The sequence below is a fragment of the Halomonas sp. G11 genome, from assembly GCF_001663515.1.
GTDB lineage: Bacteria > Pseudomonadota > Gammaproteobacteria > Pseudomonadales > Halomonadaceae > Vreelandella.
Map to the genome: position 1 here is coordinate 97,048 of NZ_LYXG01000023.1, position 16,577 is coordinate 113,624.

The following is a 16,577-nucleotide window of genomic DNA, read 5'->3' on the forward strand; positions in this document are numbered from 1 at the left end:
TTAACGGGTGTCAGCAACGGGGGCGGGAACGAGCTGTTTGTCGCGATTGATCCAGATGGCCAGCAAAATGGCGGGCAGGCCGAGCAGGGTGGCCAGCACAAAAAAGCTGGCATAGCCCTGACCAGTCACCACAAGCCCGCCAAAGCCGCTGAGAAACTTGCCGGGTAGCGTCATCAAGGATGAAAACAGCGCGTACTGGGTGGCGGTATAGGCGCGGGACGTCAGGCTGGAGAGAAAGGCGATGAATACCGCGCTGGCCAGGCCGTTGGCGAGGTTGTCCCCGGTGATGGTGAGTACCAGCATGGGCAGTTGGTTGCCGATCAGCGCCAGGGCCGCAAACAACAGGTTGGTGACCATGACAATGCCCGCCCCAAAGATCAGCAGCGGCCCAATGCCGTAGCGCGCCACCAGCAGCCCGCCGAGAATCCCCCCCGCAATACTCATCACGATACCGAATACATTGGTCACGTTGGCGATGGTCTCCAGCGAGAACCCCAAATCAATGTAGAGCGGGTTGGCCATCGAGGCCATGGCCAGGTCGCTGATGCGAAACACGCCGATAAACACCAACAGCCACAGTGCCTTGAGCCCATAGCGGCGGAAAAAGTCGGTGAACGGGCAGACGATGGCGCCAATCACCCAGGCGCCGATTCTGCGCAGTATTTTGGGCTGGCCACGGCTGGCACGAATAAAGGCCCGCACCTTGGGTTCGTGAATTAACTGCACCGTCAACGAGGCGCGCTTGGGTTCCGGCCGCAGCAGCACCGTTATCACGCCGATGCCGACCAGCGCCGCCATGGTCAGGTAGGCGACCTGCCACGACACCGCCGAGGCAACATACAGTGCCAGAGCCCCGGCGGCTATCAACCCGCCGCGATAGCCGATGATATAGGTGGACGCCATGGCGGCTTGCACATCGTCGTCGGCGGATTCAATCCGAAACGCATCAATGGCGATATCCTGGGTGGCGGAACCGAAGGCCACCAGCAGTGCGAAGGCCGCGACCCAGCCCAGATTGCCTACGGGGTCGAGCCCGGCGAGGCCGACGAGCCCGCCGGCGATCATGGCCTGGGCGAGCAGCATCCAGCCGCGTCGCTGGCCGAAATGGCGGGTGAGTACCGGCAGCGCCAGACGGTCGACCACCGGTGCCCAGAAGAACTTGATCGAGTAGAGCATGCCTACCCAGGCGAAAAAGCCAATCGCCGCGACCTCGACGCCGTCGCTACGCAGCCAGGCGGAAAGCGTCGAGAACACCAGCAAGAAGGGCAGTCCGGCGGAAAACCCCAAAAACAGCATGGTAATGACCGGGGCGCGCAGATAAATCGCCAGGGCAGCGCGCCAACTGCGCTGGGGCATAGGGGTGGGCATGAAATGCGACTCCTGGGGTAAGACGGTGACAGCGGCCTGATGATAAGCTGTGCCTACGCTTGGACACACGGCCAACAGCTTACCGGAGAGGAGTTTTGTATGTCGATTTCAGCACATCAGGTGGTTACCTTGCACTATCGTTTGCATGACGTGCTGAACGATGGCGGCGAGCAACTGCTGGATGATTCCCAGGCGCGGGACAAGCCGCTCGAATATTTGCATGGCCATGACAATATCCTGCCCGGGCTTGAGCGTGCCCTGGAAAGCCAGCCAGTAGGTGCCGAGCTCAGTGTAACGCTGGCCCCGGCAGACGCCTATGGCGTTTATAACGAGTCGTTGATACAAACGGTCAGCCGTGGCTCTTTCGGTAATACTCAGCTTGAAGTGGGCAGTCGTTTTCAAACCGAAGGAGAAGCCGGGCCGCAGATCGTGACCGTGCTCGGCCTGGACGGGGACAACGTGAGTATCGATACCAACCACCCGCTGGCAGGCCATACGTTGCGTTACCAGGTCAGAATCCTCACCACCCGTGAGGCAACGAGAGCGGAGCTGGCCAAAGGTCATCCGTTGCCGCCGGATACCGATCACAGCAAGGTTGAAGACCGCAAGGTACTTTAGAGGGTACTTTAGAAGGTACTTTGAAAGGTGCTTTAAACCGTTGATTGGCAAGCCAGCGCTGACTAGTCTACAGTTTGCCGCTTGAACGTGGGGGCGAGAACACAGGAGATACCGCCAGATGCAACTTGCCTTATTGATGGGATTTTTGCTGGCGGCGGTAGCCCCGCTGCTGCATCGCTGGTTCGGTGAGCACACGGCTCGCGTCATGGCGGCATATCCTGCGCTGATGGCCGTCTGGTTGCTCGGGCTTGCCCCGGAGATTCTGGCCGGCGAGACGCTACTGCTTGAGTGGGCCTGGGTGCCGGGGCTCGACATCAGCCTGACCTTTTTCATCGACGGCCTGGCCTGGCTGTTCGCGATGCTGATCACGGTGATCGGCGCCCTGGTACTGGTCTATGCGGGTGAGTACCTGCGCGGCCATCGCGATCTTGCCCGTTTCCTGGTGATTATCACCGCCTTCATGATGTCGATGCTGGGCCTGGTGCTGGCCGACAACCTGGTGACGCTGTTTGTCTTCTGGGAGCTCACCAGCATCACCTCCTACCTGCTGATCGGTTTCAACCATACCGACCCGGAGGCCAGAAAGTCGGCGTTGCAGGGGCTCTTTGTCACCGTAGGCGGAGGGCTGGCGCTGCTTGCCGGTTTCGTCATGCTGGGGGTGGCTGGCGATAGCTGGTCACTCGTTGAGCTCAACAACCAGGGAGACGCACTGCGCGAGCACGTTCTCTACGCGCCGCTGCTGATCTGCGTGCTGATCGGTGCCTTTACCAAGTCGGCTCAATTCCCGTTCCATTTCTGGTTGCCCAACGCCATGGCCGCGCCTACGCCGGTCTCCGCCTATCTGCACTCGGCAACCATGGTCAAGGCGGGCGTCTACCTGCTGGCGCGCCTGCACCCTGCGCTGGGCGATACCGAGCCTTGGGTGATCACCCTGTCGCTGGTGGGTGCCCTGACCATGGCGACCGGGGCTTTCCTGGCCATTCAGCACACCAACATCAAGAAGCTGCTGGCCTATTCCACGGTGATGGCGCTGGGCACCCTGACCATGCTGCTGGGCATCGGCACCGAGGGCGCCCTGACCGCCTTCGTGGTTTTCCTGCTTGCTCACTCTCTCTATAAGGGGGCGCTGTTCATGGTCGCCGGTATCCTCGATCACGAGACCGGCTCCAAGGACGTCACCGCCATGGGCGGCTTGCGCGGCCTGATGCCGCGTACCGCCGTGGTCGCCGCGGTAGCCTCGGTGTCCCTGGCCGGGCTGCCGCCGTTGCTGGGATTTCTGGGCAAGGAACTGATGTTCAAGGCGGTGCTTGGGGCCGACGCCTGGCGCTGGTTGATTCTGCTGTTGGCCTTCACGGCGGCCTTTTTGACGCTGGCGGTGGCGGCCGTCGTGGTGCTGCGGCCCTTTTTCGGGCAGCGTCGCACGACACCCAACTCTCCCCACGACCCACCCTTGGATATGCTGTTGGGGCCTGCGCTGCTGGCTGGGTTGTCGCTGGTTTTCGGATTGGCGCCGGGCCTGCTGGATGGTCTGGTATCGGCGACCGCGTCGGGGATCGGCACCGGTGAGGTGTCGGCGCAGCTGACACTCTGGTACGGCGTCAATCTGCCGCTGGTGCTGTCGCTGGTGAGCCTCGTGCTAGGTATTCTGGTATTCCGCCATTGGGACCGGGTGCGCGCCGCCCTGGCAAGGCTGGAACCGCTTATGGCCCGTGGCCCTGAGGCTGGTTATGAGGCCATGATGCGCGGTCTGGTGACGGTCGCCGAATGGCAGACGCGAATGCTCCAGAACGGCTACATCCGCAACTATCTGGTGATGACCCTGCTGGTACTGCTGGGCCTGGTGGGGCATGCGCTGTTCTTCCGGCACTCGCCGAGCTTTCCCTTCTCGGTGGACGCCTATTTCCATGAGGTGGTGACGGCGGGGCTGATGGTGGCCGGGGCGGTGACGGCTTGCGTGATGCGCTCGCGCCTGGCCGCGGTGGCCGCGGTGGGTATCATGGGCTTCTCCATCGCGCTGACCTTCGTGCTGTTCAGCGCGCCGGACCTGGCCATTACCCAGCTGCTGGTGGAGACCCTGACGGTGATCCTGCTGGTTCTGGTGCTATTTCGCCTGCCGCGCTTCGCTACCCTGTCGACCACGACGGAGCGCCTGCGTGACCTGGTGGTGGCCTGCCTGATGGGTACCATGGTCACCCTGCTGATGCTCTCGGTGCTGGGCGGCGAGCGCCTGCCGAGGATTTCAGACTATATGGTCGAGAACAGTCAGCCGCTGGGCCATGGCCATAACATCGTCAACGTCATCCTGGTCGATTTCCGGGCGCTGGACACCCTCGGGGAAATGTTCGTGTTGGCCCTGGCAGCCATAGGGGTCTATGCCATGATGCGCTTCCATGCCGATGAGTACGAGGTCAAGTCTGCGACCCCGACGGAGAGATACGATGATTAAACCGGGAACGCTGATCCTCACTGTCGCCGCGCGGCTGCTGATGCCGTTGCAGCTGCTGTTTTCGGTGTTTCTGCTGCTGCGTGGCCATGACGAGCCGGGCGGGGGATTCATCGCGGGCCTGGTGGCGGCGGGGGCCTTTGCCCTTTACCTTTTCGCCTTCGGGCGACGAGCCATGCACGCCATCCTCAAGGTTTCGCCCCGGGACCTGGTCGGCATGGGCCTGCTGTTCGGGGTGCTCTCGACGTTGCCTGCCTGGTGGGTCGGCGACCCTTTCTTTACGGCTCAGTGGTGGACCATCCCAATCATCGACTTCAAGGCCTCGACGCCGCTGATCTTTGACATTGGCGTCTATCTGGTGGTGCTGGGATCGGTGCTCACGGCCATCACCGCGCTGATCAAGAACGACCACGAGGATCAACCCGATCCGGAGGAGACCACATGGAACCCTTGATGGCCGTGACCATCGGCATCTTGTTTGCTGCCGCCATCTACATGATGCTGCGCCGCTCCATCGTCAAGCTGGTAATCGGCCTGATGTTGCTCTCCAACGCCGCCAACCTGTTGATCTTTGTCACCGCAGGGCTGACACGCGGGGCACCGCCACTGGTGCCCGAGGGGATGACCGCTCCCGCAGGGGCGGTCGCCGATCCGTTGCCTCAGGCCCTGGTGCTCACTGCTATCGTCATCGCCTTCGGCGTGCTGTCATTTGCGGTGGTACTGGTGCGGCGTGCCTGGGAGATCGTTCGCGCCGATGACCTCGACAAGATGAAGGATACCGACACGTGATGCCCCAGATTGCGCTACCTATTCTGATCCCGCTGTTTGCCGGGGCCGTTTCGCTGGTGTTCTGGCGTTCCCGGGGCATGCAACGCTTCGTCGCCGTGGCGGGGACCGGTAGCCTGTTGGTCACTGCCTGCTGGTTGCTCGCCACGGTGAACCACGACGGCATTCTGGTGATGCATATGGGCAACTGGCAGGCACCCTTCGGCATTAGTCTGGTGGCCGACCTGCTGGGGGCCATCATGGTGGTGCTAACCGGCATCATCGGCTTCGCCGTGGCGCTTTACTCGCTGGCCAGTGCTGGCCGAGGGCATGAGAAGTTTGGCTATTTCCCGCTGATGCATCTGCTGCTGGCCGGGGTGGCCGGGGCCTTCCTCACTGGCGACATCTTTAACCTCTACGTCTGGTTCGAAGTGATGCTGGTGGCTTCCTTCGCGCTGCTAATACTCGGCAGTGAGAAGGCGCAGATGGAGGGCGCGATCAAGTACGTGACCCTGAATCTGGTGTCCTCGGTGATCTTCCTGGTAGCCGTGGGCTTGCTCTACGGTATGGTCGGTACCCTTAATATGGCCGATATCGCCCGACGCCTGGGTGCCCTGGAAGATACCGGTATGGTCGATGTCCTGGCGATGATGTTCATGGTCGCCTTCGGCATCAAGGCGGCGGCTTTTCCTCTGTTCTTCTGGCTGCCAGCTTCCTACCATACCCCTCCGGTGGCCGTCTCGGCACTGTTCGCCGGGCTGCTCACCAAGGTGGGGGTCTACGCTCTGTATCGGGTGTTTACGCTGATCTTCAACCAGAGCCCTGGCTATACCCATGAGATTCTGCTGTGGGGGGCGGGGCTGACCATGCTCTCGGGGGTGCTGGGCGCGGCGGCCCAGTTCGAATTCCGGCGCATCCTGTCGTTCCACATCGTCAGCCAGATCGGCTACATGATCCTGGGCCTAGCGTTGTTCACGCCGCTGGCGATCATCGGCGGGGTCTTCTACATCATGCACCACATCATCGTGAAGACGAATCTCTTCCTGGTCAGCGGCATCGTACGTCGCCTGCGCGGGACCTACCAGCTCAAGCAGTTGGGCGGGCTGTATCGCAGCCACCCCTGGCTGGCCGTGCTGTTTTTGATTCCGGCCCTGTCGCTGGCGGGCATGCCGCCGCTGTCCGGCTTCTTCGCCAAATTCATCGTGATCCGTGCGGGGGTTGAGGCCGAAGCCTGGGGCGTGACCTTCATTGCCTTGCTGGTGGGTTTGCTGACCCTTTATTCGATGATCAAGATTTGGGCCGAGGTGTTCTGGAAGTCTCCCCCGGAGGACGGTGACGTCGATCCCTACCCGGCAATCGGCCAGCGCGAGATGTGGCTGATGACCACGCCCGTGGTGGGGCTGGCACTTTGCACCGTATTCATCGGTCTCAACGCCGAGCCGATCTACTCCCTGGCCGAGGCGTCGGCGACCGAACTGCTCGACCCGTCCCGCTACATTGAGGCGGTACTGGGTGAAGACCGGGAGGTGATTCCATGATCGGTGCTGCCTGGAATCTGATGCTGGGTTTCGCCTGGGTGGTGCTCACCGGCGATTTCAGCGGACGCAATTTGCTCGCCGGTCTGCTGTTCGGCTACCTGGTGCTGGCGTTGATTCAGCCCCATGTACCGGCTCTGGACGGCCATGCCCAACGCCTGCCGCGGCTCATACGGTTTATCGGCTTCTTCCTCAAGGAGCTGGTGCTGGCCAACTTCAAGGTGGCCTTCGATATCATTACGCCCCCCTGGTACATGAAACCGGGTGTGATCGCCATGCCGCTCAAGGCGAGCAACGACTTCGAGATCGCCTTCGTCGCCAACCTCATCTCGTTGACGCCGGGCACCTTGAGCCTGGACGTTTCCGACGACCGCCGGGTGCTTTATATCCATGCCATGTTCCTCGACGACGAGGACGAGCTGCGCCGAGGGCTGGCCGAGCTCGAGCGCCGTGCTCTGGAGCTGTTCCATTGAGAATGCCATTGAGAGGAGGGGAGCTGTGTCGACCGTCATTCTGCTGAGCCTGGCGCTCATGTGTCTGGCCCTTTGCCTGGCCTTCGTGCGCCTGTTCAAGGGACCCAGCCTGCCCGACAGGGTGGTGGCCCTTGAGCTCTTTTCGTCGATCCTGGTCGGCACGATCGGCCTGGTGGCCATCGCCACCGACGTGCCCAGCCTGCTGGATGTTGCTATCGTCATGGCGCTGATGGCCTTCATGGCGGCCATCGGCTTTGCGCGCTTCCTGGAACGCGGAGGGCCCCGCGATGATTGAACTGCTCAAGAGCGGGCTGATCCTGGTTGGCGCCATCTTCATGTTTCTGGCTGCCCTTGGCCTGGTGCGCATGCCCGACCTGCTGACGCGCATGCATGCCACCACCAAGGCAGCGACTCTGGGCGCTACCCTGATCATGCTGGCGGTGGCCCTGCACTTCGCCGAGGTGGCGGTGGTCGCCCGGGCCTTCGGGGTGATCTTTTTCATCATGATGACCGCCCCGGTGGCGGCGCACGTCATTGGGCGGGCGGGTTACTTTGTGGGCGCGCGCTTATGGAATGGTACGGTCAAGGACGAGCTAAGACCTAATTACGACCCCTTGACCCATGAGCTGAAAAGCGGCCTCGAAACCCAGGAGAACGCCAAGCGACACCCCCGCGACTCTGACCCTGATTGACCGGCTTCTCCTGGAAAGACGCTCAGTTGATTGTGTTCAACGCGAGTTCATCGCGGTTGAAATGTAAAGTAAATTTGGAAGTGGTACAGTCGGTCCCATTGCCAGCTATTGAGAAGTTCCCGCTATGGATGCTGCCGTTTTCAAGCGTTGTCTGCGCCGCTCCCCTGTAGCTCAGTGGGCGCTAGGGGCAGGTATCGCCACTCTCCTGATGCCTGTCGCCAGCGTGGCGCAAACGCTGCGACTGATCGATGGTGATAGGGTCAAGGAGGTCGATGTCGCGCAGCTTCGTGAGTCTTCAGACAGCCATTTTCGGCTATTTGACCCTTATCAGGGGGAAAGCGTTGCAATGCAGGGCATGCCGTTTGCAGACTTTCTTGCCCGCCACTTTGGCCGTGTGCCTGACAAGCTGCGCTTTACTGCCTGGGACGGTTACGAGGTCACGCTAGGCGATTGGGATGACCCCAACTGGTATCTGGTGACGATTGAAAATGGCAAGCCGTTGAGTCTGCGCTCAAGGGGCCCGGTACGCTTGGTAGAGCGGGAATACGGTGACCGGGACGTTAACAGCTTACGCGAGTTCAATGACTGGATCTGGATGATTCGCAGTATCGAAGCGCGTGGGTAAATCATGAAGCCAACCCTTGACTCATCCCGTGACGTTGATGGAAGCGACTCGGCCAACCGCAAGCGGCCTGGTCGCTACATCAAATGGCTGTCGCTTAGCCTGATGAGTTTCATGGCGCTGATGGTGTTGATCATCTATGAAGCCCGCTGGGTGTTTCCCGAGATTCAGACTTACTTCAGCCAGTCGGATAACCTGACGGGCCAGCAGTTGGCTACGCGCTCCCGGCACTATTTGCAGGATGCCCAGGCCCGTCTGTTGGACATGCCTGGGCCAGAAGAACGGGCAGCAGCGATAACCGACATCGAGTTGGCCTACGGGCTGTTCGACGTGGATGTTTACCATCAGCAATATGACTGCACGTCGCCCAGCTTAAGCGTGCTGGATGAGACGGTGACGGCGCTTGAAAGCAATAACGTATTACCGGTGATACTCGCTCGCGAGTTGCTCGACCCGATCGCCTGCCTGACGCGTATCGAAATGGGGCAGTTGGATCGCCGCGGGGAAGCCATTAACACCTTTTCGGAAAGAACCCGCTGGCACAACCAGGTGCTTATCTATAGCAGCCTGCTGATCTTCGCCTTTGGCCTGCTGTTCTGGTGGCTGCATGACCGGCAATTAAGGCGTACAGAAAAAGCGACTCAGGAAACATTGCGGTGGATGCAACGCGCCATGCGTGACCCTTTAACGGGCATTGGCAATCGCAGCGCACTTCACCAGGATGTCATGCAGCAGGAACAGCAGTCGCTTGGCCTGGTGTTGGTGGATATCGACTTTTTCAAACAGTATAACGATACCATGGGGCATCCGGCGGGGGACGCACTGTTACGCCATCTTGTGCTGTTAATTGCCGATGCCTTGCCGGAAGAGGCGACCCTCTATCGCCTGGGCGGCGATGAATTCGCGGCGCTACTGCCTTGTGAGGATGTTGATGCGCTGGGTCGTTACTGCCAACAGCTTCACCAGCAAGTGCAACAGTCAGCGTTCTCCCACGCCGCCCATCCCGACAAAAAACAGGTGACGCTGAGTATCGGGGCGACCTGTTTCATTCCGTCTCAAGTGGGGTTCCAACGGGCCTATGAAGCCGCGGATAACGCCCTTTATCAGGTGAAGACAGCGGGAAGGGATGACTGGCACATCATTGCAGTCGCATGACGTCATCGTACAGCGGGGCCAGTCGCCCCAATAACTCATTTTGGGCCGCCAGTGGAACGCCTTCCTCCGCCATTGCGTCGGCCAGGTACTCAACCACACGATTGAAATGCGCATCGTTGATGCCCATGTGCTGGTGCGCGCGATCCATGGGCGGTCCCTCGTATTGGCAGGGGCCGTCGCTTATATCGCATAGCTGGGTAGCGAAGGCTTCCGCAAAATGGTCGATGTTGGTGTTGGCAAAAAAGACCACGACCTCGGGGTCATTTGCCACTCGATACAGCATGTTTTCGACGACGCGATCGATGGTCTGCATGCCGCCGAGCTGTGTGTAAAGCGATGGTTGGGTCGTATCCTGGGCCGCACATGCTGTCAGCCAGAGTGCCATCAGCAGCGGGGTGGCGCAGCGGTGAAAACGCATGATGGAGTCTCCTTGGCGGGTCAAAAGGCCGCCTGAAGCGACGCATAGGCGCCATTCTGAGAAGGTAGCCCGGCAATATCGCCCAACGATAACCAGGCAGCGGTCAGCGATACGTGCTTGTTGAAGAAGTACGCGCTATACAGGCTTTGCCAGTCGTCTTCACGGGCTGCACTAAGCCGATCAGGCTTTTGTCGATATTCCATCCCCACAACCCATTTAGGTGTCAAAAAGAGCCCCAGGCTACCTTCGGCAACCCATTCGCGGCCGCCGTTATCGCCGCCAAACCCCAGTAATCCACCTTGATTGGCGTTGGTATTGCGCAGCGTGGCATTCAGCAACAGGTTGCGCCCAGCCACGGCGTTGAACACCAGTTTGCTGGCACTCAAATAAACGTCGTTGCCCTGGCCGTGCTGAGCTCCCAACGCTTTGGGGATGCTGTCATCGGCCAGGTTCTTATGTTGAACGCCCGCGCTCCAGATCCCCCAGGGGTGGTACAGCACATCGCCGAATAAGCGTACCTTGGCACCGACAATGGTTTGCTCCAGCTCGCCGCCTAAGGTTTCGAGATCCAGGGTTTGGCGTGCCGCAGAGAGCTCGACGCGATCGTAGATGTTGGCACTGGCGGCCTCTACCGTTAAGCGATAATCATCCAGCCAGGCCCGCGAGACGGTTGCCGTTGCACCGAACTCCTGCTCACTGGCGGTACTTGTCAGCAAGGCCCAGGGCGAGAGGCCACCGCCAGCGGCTCCCTCAATAGCGCCCACGCCACCGGTACCTATAAGACGACTGCCAGCAAGGGACGAACTGCTTATTGAGAGCCCGAGGGCGATAATAAGCAGCCGCATGCCGTTTGCTGTTGCCTTGGGGATGAAAGTGGACATGGACAGGCTCTCTCGGTAAGTACGCGGTTAATGCGTGAAGGTGAAGGTTTCGGCGCTTTTCAGCCAGGGAATGACCTCGTCACTGGGCATGGGTTTGGCGATCCAGTAGCCTTGTAGATAGTCGCAGCCCAAGTCATTCAGCAGGGCGGCGCTAGCCGCATTTTCAACCCCTTCGGCCACAATGCTGAGCCCCAGGCTGTGACCCATCTCGATCGTCGAACGCACAATCGTCAGGTCGTCCTCCTGGGAGTCGAGCTTGAGCACAAAGGACTTGTCGATCTTGAGCTCGTTGACCGGCAATCGCTTGATCTGGGCCAGGGAGGAATACCCGGTGCCATAGTCGTCTATGGCGATGGACACGCCGAGACGGCTCAGTTCGTCCAACGTTCTGGCAGCGGCATTGATATCCTGCATGACGGCACTTTCGGTGACCTCCAGACTCAATTGATCCGCTGCTAGACCGTAGCGCGCCAGCAACTCGGCTAGCTGCCCCGGAAGCTGGGCGTCGGTGACATCGCTGGCGGACAAGTTGACAGCCACGCTGATTCGAACGCCTTGCTGCTGCCACTGGTGGAGCTGTGAGGCGATGTGCTCAAGCATCCATTGGCTAAGCTTGCGAATATTGCCCGAGCGTTCGGCCAGGCCAATGAACTCATCCGGGGGCACAAAACCAAGCGAAGGGTGGCGCCAACGCATCAGCGCTTCAAACTGACATACCTCTCCATCACGCGTTGCCACTTTGGGTTGATAGGCCATCCAAAGCTGGTTGTTGCTCACCGCATCGCGAAGATCATGGATCAGCGTCAACTGGCGTAAGTGACGTTCGTCCTGGCCTTCGGCGTAACGCTGGTGGGCATCCGGGTGATGACGTGCCATGTCGAGAGCAATATCGGCGCGCCGGAGCAGCAACTGGGCCTTTGCACCGTGTTCTGGATAACTCACTTCACCTGCTGCCAGTGAAAGACCGATCGACGAATTATCCAGGTCAATGGGCGTTGACAGTGATGCGAGCTCACTGATGCGCCAGTTTGGCGTGGTGTAAGGCTGATTGATCAGCAACAAGAACTCATCGCTGGCCAGGCGATAGGCGGCTTGAATAGGAGAGGTCAGCGCTTTCATACGGTTGGCGAGAGTTACCAGTACATGGTCGCCCAGTTCGTAGCCGAAGGTATCGTTGATGTTGCGAAAGTCTTTAATGGCCAGGCGTAGCAGGGTGAAGGGGTGACCGTCTTCAATGCGGGCATTGATGTCTTCGAGCGCACTGATGCGATTGGGCAAATCGGTGAGCAGGTCATGGCGTGACTGGTGCCGCAGGATCGCTTCGCGTTCGGCAATATCGTCTTGCATCGAGCGCAGCGTTCCGGCGAGCAGCCCGGTTTCGCTTTGGGATGATTCTGCCGGGACGTCGGTGACCCGTTCGCCTTGACCAATCCGTCTGGCCACGTCGGCCAGCGCGACAAGCGGGCGGCTGATGCTCCGGGCACTCCAGGCCGCAATGGCGATCGTGAACAGCAGTATAAGCGCCACGATAACTAATAGCTGCCACTGTAGGTCGTCGTAGGCCGCTAATAATTCGTTACGTGACAGCTGAATGAGCGCGAACGTTTGATTCTTTGAGTCCTTATAGAGTTCGCTGGCGTAGGTAAGATAGCCATCGTCAGGCGTCATCTGACTGGTGTCTGAGTACGCCCCTGCCTCAGCTGCATCACTGAACTGACTTAACGGCTCGGCTGTTTTTGGGGAATGCGAACTGGCTAGATACGTTGGTGTCTGGCCAGAGGTGTAATTGACCACGCTGATATCCAGGCCGGTGAGGGCATTGATTTCCTCGACGACGGCGTCGTCAATCAAAAAGCCCATGCCCACCCAGCCAATCACGTTGGGCGCTTGAACCGGCATCATGACAAGCTCATAGGGCTCTCCATCAGCGATCACGACGCTGAACGCGGAACCCTGTTGGCGAGCGGTTTCGAACAGCTCGGGGAAGGGCATGGGCGTTTGCGAGGGATGGTGGCTGCTGGCCAGCAGCTGGCCGTCCAGGTCGCTCAATAGCACGATGTCCGCATCAGCCCGAGTTCCGTGATTAACCAATACGGACTGTAGGGTTTCACGATCCTGGGACGCGACCGCGCTTTTAAAGCCAAAATCATCGGCCAGGATCGCCACGTTATCGCGTAGCTGATCGCCGCGCCTTTCGAGCAGCTGGTCGAGAACGCGGGCACCTACTTCCAGGCGCTGGTTGCCCTTGGCCAGGGCATCTTGCTGGGTGGCGCGCAGAAACGCGAGGCCGGTGGCCAGTTGTGAGACCACCACCACGGTTAACAGCACGAGCATTAAACGGGTACGAAAGCGCATATTGTGGTTATCGGGCCCCCAAGTTGTCGCTGGGCACTAGGTGGCCTCCTTGAAACGTTGCTGCAACGGCGACAGTTCCTCGGGAGGCTTCGGTGTGGCGCGGAGTTCCAGGGGGACCGACAACTGCTCGTCTGAGGCAATTTCGCCTTCCCACCAGCGCTGCTGGCTATCGTGGAGTCGCTGGTGCCAAACCCTCACACGGTGTTGGCCGGATGGCAACGATGGCAGACTGACCTGCCCCCTTTCATCGGTCATGGCATAGAAAGGTGCATCGCTTACCACAATGAAGGCCTGCATGTGATCGTGAATATTACAGCCCAGGACCACCACACCAGGCGTATCAAAATGGACGGGGGGTGGCGTCTCGTTCAGATAAAGATTCAGATCAAAGGTTTTGGCGTCTGAAAAAGAAAATACATGGTGACGCGTTGTGTCTTTATTGGGAAACGCGACCTGGCTATCGACAGGTATTGCCAAGACTTCCGGATGGAATGCCGCATTTCGCTGGTAAATTTGCTTTACGCTGGTATCGCGCGACGCCGAGTGTGGAAAATAGACTTCCACCACGGCGTTGGGCAGTGGTTCACCTTGGCTGTCAGATACGCTGATACGGGTATCACTGGCAAGCGTATCAGGGCTGATACTGAGAAGAGCCAGCGAGGCGGCGCCGCATAAAAGCGCCCAATACGCATGTTTGAGAGATACCATAAACTTCCTTGGTTAGCAGGGCCGGATCTTGAGCCACTATCATGCGAGTTTATGTCAGGAAAGTCATGCCACTTACTTAACGATAGGCTCACAGATATACCTCGAGCAGCCATCAGGCTTATCGCCAGTGATCACGCCAGGTACGCAGTACCCGTTCCGGGTACCAGGTTTTGCCTAAGCTGCCGTTGTAACGGGCCAACGCCCGGGTAAAGTCGCCCTGTTCAACGGCGAGATAGTGAGCCAGGATCGTACAGCCATAGCGCAGGTTGCGCGTTGGATTCGTCAAGTCATCCATCGGCAGCCCCAACTCTTCGATCCAAAACGGCATGATCTGCATTAGGCCGACGGCGCCCGCGGATGATACGGCCTGTGTATCGAAGCCACTTTCCACCTGAATCAATGCCAGAACAAGCTCGGGCGGTAGCCTGGCAAGGCTTGCCTCCTGGTAGATACGGGTAAGCAGCTTGCGGCGCTCGGTAGGTGCGCTGATAAAGTCAGCCAGATGGCCGTCCATACGCTGTCTCCACTGGCGCATCAGCCATCGCTGTTGGGGTGTCTGATGACGCTGATGGGTATCCGCCAAGGTCGGGCGAAGAGATTCAGGCAAAGGCTCGGCCTGGACGGGTGGGCCGATAAGAAGGCTGGCGGCCATACAGGCCGCCAGTGTCAGCCGCGACAATCGTCGGGTGCGGCAGGTTGCGCGTCTATTGACCGGTGGGCGCAAGACCGGCTTTTTCTCGCAGGAAATCGATAATCTGCTCGGCAGGCACCATGGTGGCATCGCTGTCACGGCGGCCTTTGTATTCGAGTTCGCCGTTGTCCAGGCTGCGGTCGCCAATGACCAGGCGATGGGGAATGCCCATGAGTTCCAGGTCGGCAAATTTAACCCCGGGGCGCGTGTCGCGGTCATCCAGCAACACATCCAGGCCAGCGGCACTGAGCGCTTGGTAAAGGCGCTCAGACTCTTCGCGCACCCGCTGGGACTTGTGAGCGTTCATGGGGACGAGCGCCACCTGGAAAGGGGCAATGGCATTGGGCCAAATGATGCCAGCGTCGTCATGATTCTGCTCGATAGCAGCCGCCACCACGCGGGTAATGCCAATGCCATAGCAACCCATCCAGGGGTGGCTGGTTTTACCATTATCGCCGAGCACGTTGGCATCCATGGCTTGTGAGTATTTCTGGCCCAGTTGGAAGACATGGCCCACCTCGATACCGCGCTTGATCGACAGCGTGCCTTGTCCGTCTGGTGAAGGGTCACCGTCAACCACATTGCGCAGGTCGGCAATCTCGGGCAAGGGCGTGTCGCGCTCCCAGTTGATACCGAAATAGTGTTTGTGGTCGGTATTGGCACCGGCACCAAAATCGCTCATCAGTGCCACGCTGCGGTCGATGATGATGGGCAGCTCGAGGCCTACCGGGCCAAGCGAACCAGGACCTGCGCCAACCACGGCGCGAATTTCTTCCTCGCTGGCCATGGTCAATGGCGTTGCTACCTTGGGGTGGTTCTCCGCCTTGACTTCGTTCAGCTCGTGGTCACCGCGCACCAGCAGGGCGATGAGCTGGTCATCGGCACCCTTCACTATCAGCGTCTTGATGGTTTTCTCGATAGGCAGACCAAACTGCTCGACCAGCGCTGCGATGGTTTTAGCGTCGGGTGTGTCGACCAGACGCATTTCTTCCTTGGGGGCTTCGCGCGAGGCATTGCTATTCAACGGGGCCGGTATTGCCTCGGCTTTTTCCATGTTGGCGGCGTAGTCCGAGCCATCGGAGAACACAATATCGTCTTCGCCCGAGTCGGCCAGGACGTGAAACTCATGCGACCCCGTACCACCGATCGAACCGTTGTCGGCAATCACCGGGCGGAAGTCGAGACCCAGGCGGGTGAAGATGCGCGAGTAGGCATCGTACATACCCTGGTAAGTTTCCTTGAGCGATGCCTCGTCCAGATGGAAGGAGTAGGCATCTTTCATGATGAACTCCCGCGAGCGCATGACCCCGAAACGCGGGCGAATCTCGTCGCGGAACTTGGTCTGGATCTGGTAGAAATTGATCGGCAGCTGCTTATAGCTGGCGATTTCTTTGCGCACCAGGTCTGTGATGACTTCCTCGTGGGTGGGGCCAACGCAGTAGTCGCGGGCATGGCGGTCTTTAAAGCGTAAAAGCTCAGGACCGTACTCTTCCCAACGGCCGGATTCCTGCCAGAGCTCGGCTGGCTGAACCGCGGGCATCAACACTTCCTGGGCACCGGCGTTGTTCATTTCCTCGCGCACGATGGTTTCCACTTTACGCAGCGTGCGCAGGCCCAGCGGCAGCCAGGTATAAAGGCCCGAGGTGAGGCGGCGGATCATGCCCGCGCGCAGCATGAGCTGGTGGCTGATCACCTCGGCGTCCGCCGGGGTTTCTTTCAGGGTGGCAATGAGTAGTTGGCTGGCGCGCATGGGCGAGAGCATTCCTTGTTGATGGGGTGGACCCGTTATCGTTCGTTACGACATTGTACGGCCAAGCGGTTAAGGCGGCAAAATTGCGCTGAGATTACCCGCG

At 59.6% G+C, this 16,577-nt stretch carries 17 protein-coding genes; 10 read left to right on the forward strand and 7 right to left on the reverse strand.

Annotated elements, in window-relative coordinates; genetic code table 11:
* A complete protein-coding gene (locus ADS46_RS11360) occupies nucleotides 1–1,368 on the reverse strand; it encodes an AmpG family muropeptide MFS transporter (protein ID WP_066320214.1) in 1,368 nt (455 codons plus the stop codon).
* Between the two features lie 99 nt (nucleotides 1,369–1,467).
* On the opposite strand from ADS46_RS11360, the gene ADS46_RS11365 reads away from it, so the two are divergent.
* The 10 genes from ADS46_RS11365 to ADS46_RS11410 all read left to right on the forward strand — a co-directional run bounded on the left by ADS46_RS11365 (nucleotide 1,468) and on the right by ADS46_RS11410 (nucleotide 9,671).
* Nucleotides 1,468–1,986, forward strand: coding sequence for an FKBP-type peptidyl-prolyl cis-trans isomerase (locus ADS46_RS11365; protein ID WP_066320216.1), 519 nt, complete (start codon nucleotides 1,468–1,470; stop codon nucleotides 1,984–1,986).
* Between the two features lie 118 nt (nucleotides 1,987–2,104).
* Nucleotides 2,105–4,432: a putative monovalent cation/H+ antiporter subunit A gene (locus ADS46_RS11370; RefSeq protein WP_066320219.1), complete on the forward strand. Its 2,328-nt coding sequence runs from the start codon at nucleotides 2,105–2,107 to the stop codon at nucleotides 4,430–4,432.
* A complete protein-coding gene (locus ADS46_RS11375) occupies nucleotides 4,425–4,883 on the forward strand; it encodes a Na+/H+ antiporter subunit B (protein ID WP_066320228.1) in 459 nt (152 codons plus the stop codon). Before ADS46_RS11370 ends, ADS46_RS11375 begins: the two co-directional genes overlap by 8 nt.
* The gene (locus tag ADS46_RS11380; RefSeq protein ID WP_066320229.1) at nucleotides 4,871–5,218 is read left to right on the forward strand and encodes a Na+/H+ antiporter subunit C; all 348 of its coding nucleotides are present in this window, start codon (nucleotides 4,871–4,873) and stop codon (nucleotides 5,216–5,218) included. The genes ADS46_RS11375 and ADS46_RS11380 overlap by 13 nt, the downstream gene beginning before the upstream one ends.
* Nucleotides 5,215–6,732 carry a Na+/H+ antiporter subunit D gene (locus ADS46_RS11385; protein WP_156524508.1) on the forward strand — a complete coding sequence of 506 codons (1,518 nt, stop codon included), beginning with the start codon at nucleotides 5,215–5,217 and terminating at the stop codon, nucleotides 6,730–6,732. Before ADS46_RS11380 ends, ADS46_RS11385 begins: the two co-directional genes overlap by 4 nt.
* Complete coding sequence (locus tag ADS46_RS11390) at nucleotides 6,729–7,202, forward strand: Na+/H+ antiporter subunit E (protein ID WP_066320233.1); 474 nt, start codon at nucleotides 6,729–6,731, stop codon at nucleotides 7,200–7,202. The genes ADS46_RS11385 and ADS46_RS11390 overlap by 4 nt, the downstream gene beginning before the upstream one ends.
* 25 nt (nucleotides 7,203–7,227) lie before the next feature.
* Nucleotides 7,228–7,497: a monovalent cation/H+ antiporter complex subunit F gene (locus ADS46_RS11395; RefSeq protein WP_027335551.1), complete on the forward strand. Its 270-nt coding sequence runs from the start codon at nucleotides 7,228–7,230 to the stop codon at nucleotides 7,495–7,497.
* Nucleotides 7,490–7,894, forward strand: a complete 405-nt coding sequence (gene mnhG, locus ADS46_RS11400) for a monovalent cation/H(+) antiporter subunit G (RefSeq protein WP_066320236.1) — start codon at nucleotides 7,490–7,492, stop codon at nucleotides 7,892–7,894. Before ADS46_RS11395 ends, mnhG begins: the two co-directional genes overlap by 8 nt.
* A 124-nt stretch (nucleotides 7,895–8,018) precedes the next feature.
* On the forward strand, nucleotides 8,019–8,519 hold the full coding sequence (locus ADS46_RS19020; RefSeq protein ID WP_234346817.1) for a hypothetical protein: 501 nt from the start codon (nucleotides 8,019–8,021) through the stop codon (nucleotides 8,517–8,519).
* Between the two features lie 3 nt (nucleotides 8,520–8,522).
* Nucleotides 8,523–9,671, forward strand: a complete 1,149-nt coding sequence (locus ADS46_RS11410) for a GGDEF domain-containing protein (RefSeq protein ID WP_234346818.1) — start codon at nucleotides 8,523–8,525, stop codon at nucleotides 9,669–9,671.
* Here ADS46_RS11410 and ADS46_RS11415 read toward each other — a convergent pair.
* The 6 genes from ADS46_RS11415 to ADS46_RS11440 form a co-directional block, all read right to left on the reverse strand.
* Entirely contained in the window at nucleotides 9,655–10,089 is a 435-nt protein-coding gene (locus ADS46_RS11415) for a group I truncated hemoglobin (RefSeq protein WP_082926065.1), read from the reverse strand. The genes ADS46_RS11410 and ADS46_RS11415 overlap by 17 nt on opposite strands.
* Nucleotides 10,090–10,109: 20 nt before the next feature.
* Nucleotides 10,110–10,970, reverse strand: a complete 861-nt coding sequence (locus ADS46_RS11420) for a DUF3034 family protein (protein ID WP_066320239.1) — start codon at nucleotides 10,968–10,970, stop codon at nucleotides 10,110–10,112.
* A gap of 27 nt (nucleotides 10,971–10,997) precedes the next feature.
* Nucleotides 10,998–13,325, reverse strand: a complete 2,328-nt coding sequence (locus ADS46_RS11425; RefSeq protein WP_066320242.1) for an EAL domain-containing protein — start codon at nucleotides 13,323–13,325, stop codon at nucleotides 10,998–11,000.
* Between the two features lie 36 nt (nucleotides 13,326–13,361).
* Nucleotides 13,362–14,033: a Cupredoxin gene (locus ADS46_RS11430; protein WP_066320244.1), complete on the reverse strand. Its 672-nt coding sequence runs from the start codon at nucleotides 14,031–14,033 to the stop codon at nucleotides 13,362–13,364.
* Between the two features lie 118 nt (nucleotides 14,034–14,151).
* Nucleotides 14,152–14,685, reverse strand: a complete 534-nt coding sequence (locus ADS46_RS11435) for a transglycosylase SLT domain-containing protein (RefSeq protein WP_066320245.1) — start codon at nucleotides 14,683–14,685, stop codon at nucleotides 14,152–14,154.
* 52 nt (nucleotides 14,686–14,737) lie between these two features.
* On the reverse strand, nucleotides 14,738–16,474 hold the full coding sequence (locus ADS46_RS11440; RefSeq protein ID WP_066320247.1) for a proline--tRNA ligase: 1,737 nt from the start codon (nucleotides 16,472–16,474) through the stop codon (nucleotides 14,738–14,740).
* Nucleotides 16,475–16,577 lie beyond the last annotated feature (103 nt).

Excerpts from the sequence above, each read along its gene's own strand:
- ADS46_RS11360 (WP_066320214.1), bottom strand. The coding sequence starts at position 1,368 with ATGCCCACCCCTATGCCCCAGCGCAGTTGGCGCGCTGCCCTGGCGATT.
- ADS46_RS11365 (WP_066320216.1), top strand. The coding sequence starts at position 1,468 with ATGTCGATTTCAGCACATCAGGTGGTTACCTTGCACTATCGTTTGCAT.
- ADS46_RS11370 (WP_066320219.1), top strand. The coding sequence starts at position 2,105 with ATGCAACTTGCCTTATTGATGGGATTTTTGCTGGCGGCGGTAGCCCCG.
- ADS46_RS11375 (WP_066320228.1), top strand. The coding sequence starts at position 4,425 with ATGATTAAACCGGGAACGCTGATCCTCACTGTCGCCGCGCGGCTGCTG.
- ADS46_RS11380 (WP_066320229.1), top strand. The coding sequence starts at position 4,871 with ATGGAACCCTTGATGGCCGTGACCATCGGCATCTTGTTTGCTGCCGCC.
- ADS46_RS11390 (WP_066320233.1), top strand. The coding sequence starts at position 6,729 with ATGATCGGTGCTGCCTGGAATCTGATGCTGGGTTTCGCCTGGGTGGTG.
- mnhG (WP_066320236.1), top strand. The coding sequence starts at position 7,490 with ATGATTGAACTGCTCAAGAGCGGGCTGATCCTGGTTGGCGCCATCTTC.
- ADS46_RS19020 (WP_234346817.1), top strand. The coding sequence starts at position 8,019 with ATGGATGCTGCCGTTTTCAAGCGTTGTCTGCGCCGCTCCCCTGTAGCT.
- ADS46_RS11410 (WP_234346818.1), top strand. The coding sequence starts at position 8,523 with ATGAAGCCAACCCTTGACTCATCCCGTGACGTTGATGGAAGCGACTCG.
- ADS46_RS11415 (WP_082926065.1), bottom strand. The coding sequence starts at position 10,089 with ATGCGTTTTCACCGCTGCGCCACCCCGCTGCTGATGGCACTCTGGCTG.
- ADS46_RS11420 (WP_066320239.1), bottom strand. The coding sequence starts at position 10,970 with ATGTCCACTTTCATCCCCAAGGCAACAGCAAACGGCATGCGGCTGCTT.
- ADS46_RS11425 (WP_066320242.1), bottom strand. The coding sequence starts at position 13,325 with ATGCGCTTTCGTACCCGTTTAATGCTCGTGCTGTTAACCGTGGTGGTG.
- ADS46_RS11430 (WP_066320244.1), bottom strand. The coding sequence starts at position 14,033 with ATGGTATCTCTCAAACATGCGTATTGGGCGCTTTTATGCGGCGCCGCC.
- ADS46_RS11435 (WP_066320245.1), bottom strand. The coding sequence starts at position 14,685 with ATGGCCGCCAGCCTTCTTATCGGCCCACCCGTCCAGGCCGAGCCTTTG.
- ADS46_RS11440 (WP_066320247.1), bottom strand. The coding sequence starts at position 16,474 with ATGCGCGCCAGCCAACTACTCATTGCCACCCTGAAAGAAACCCCGGCG.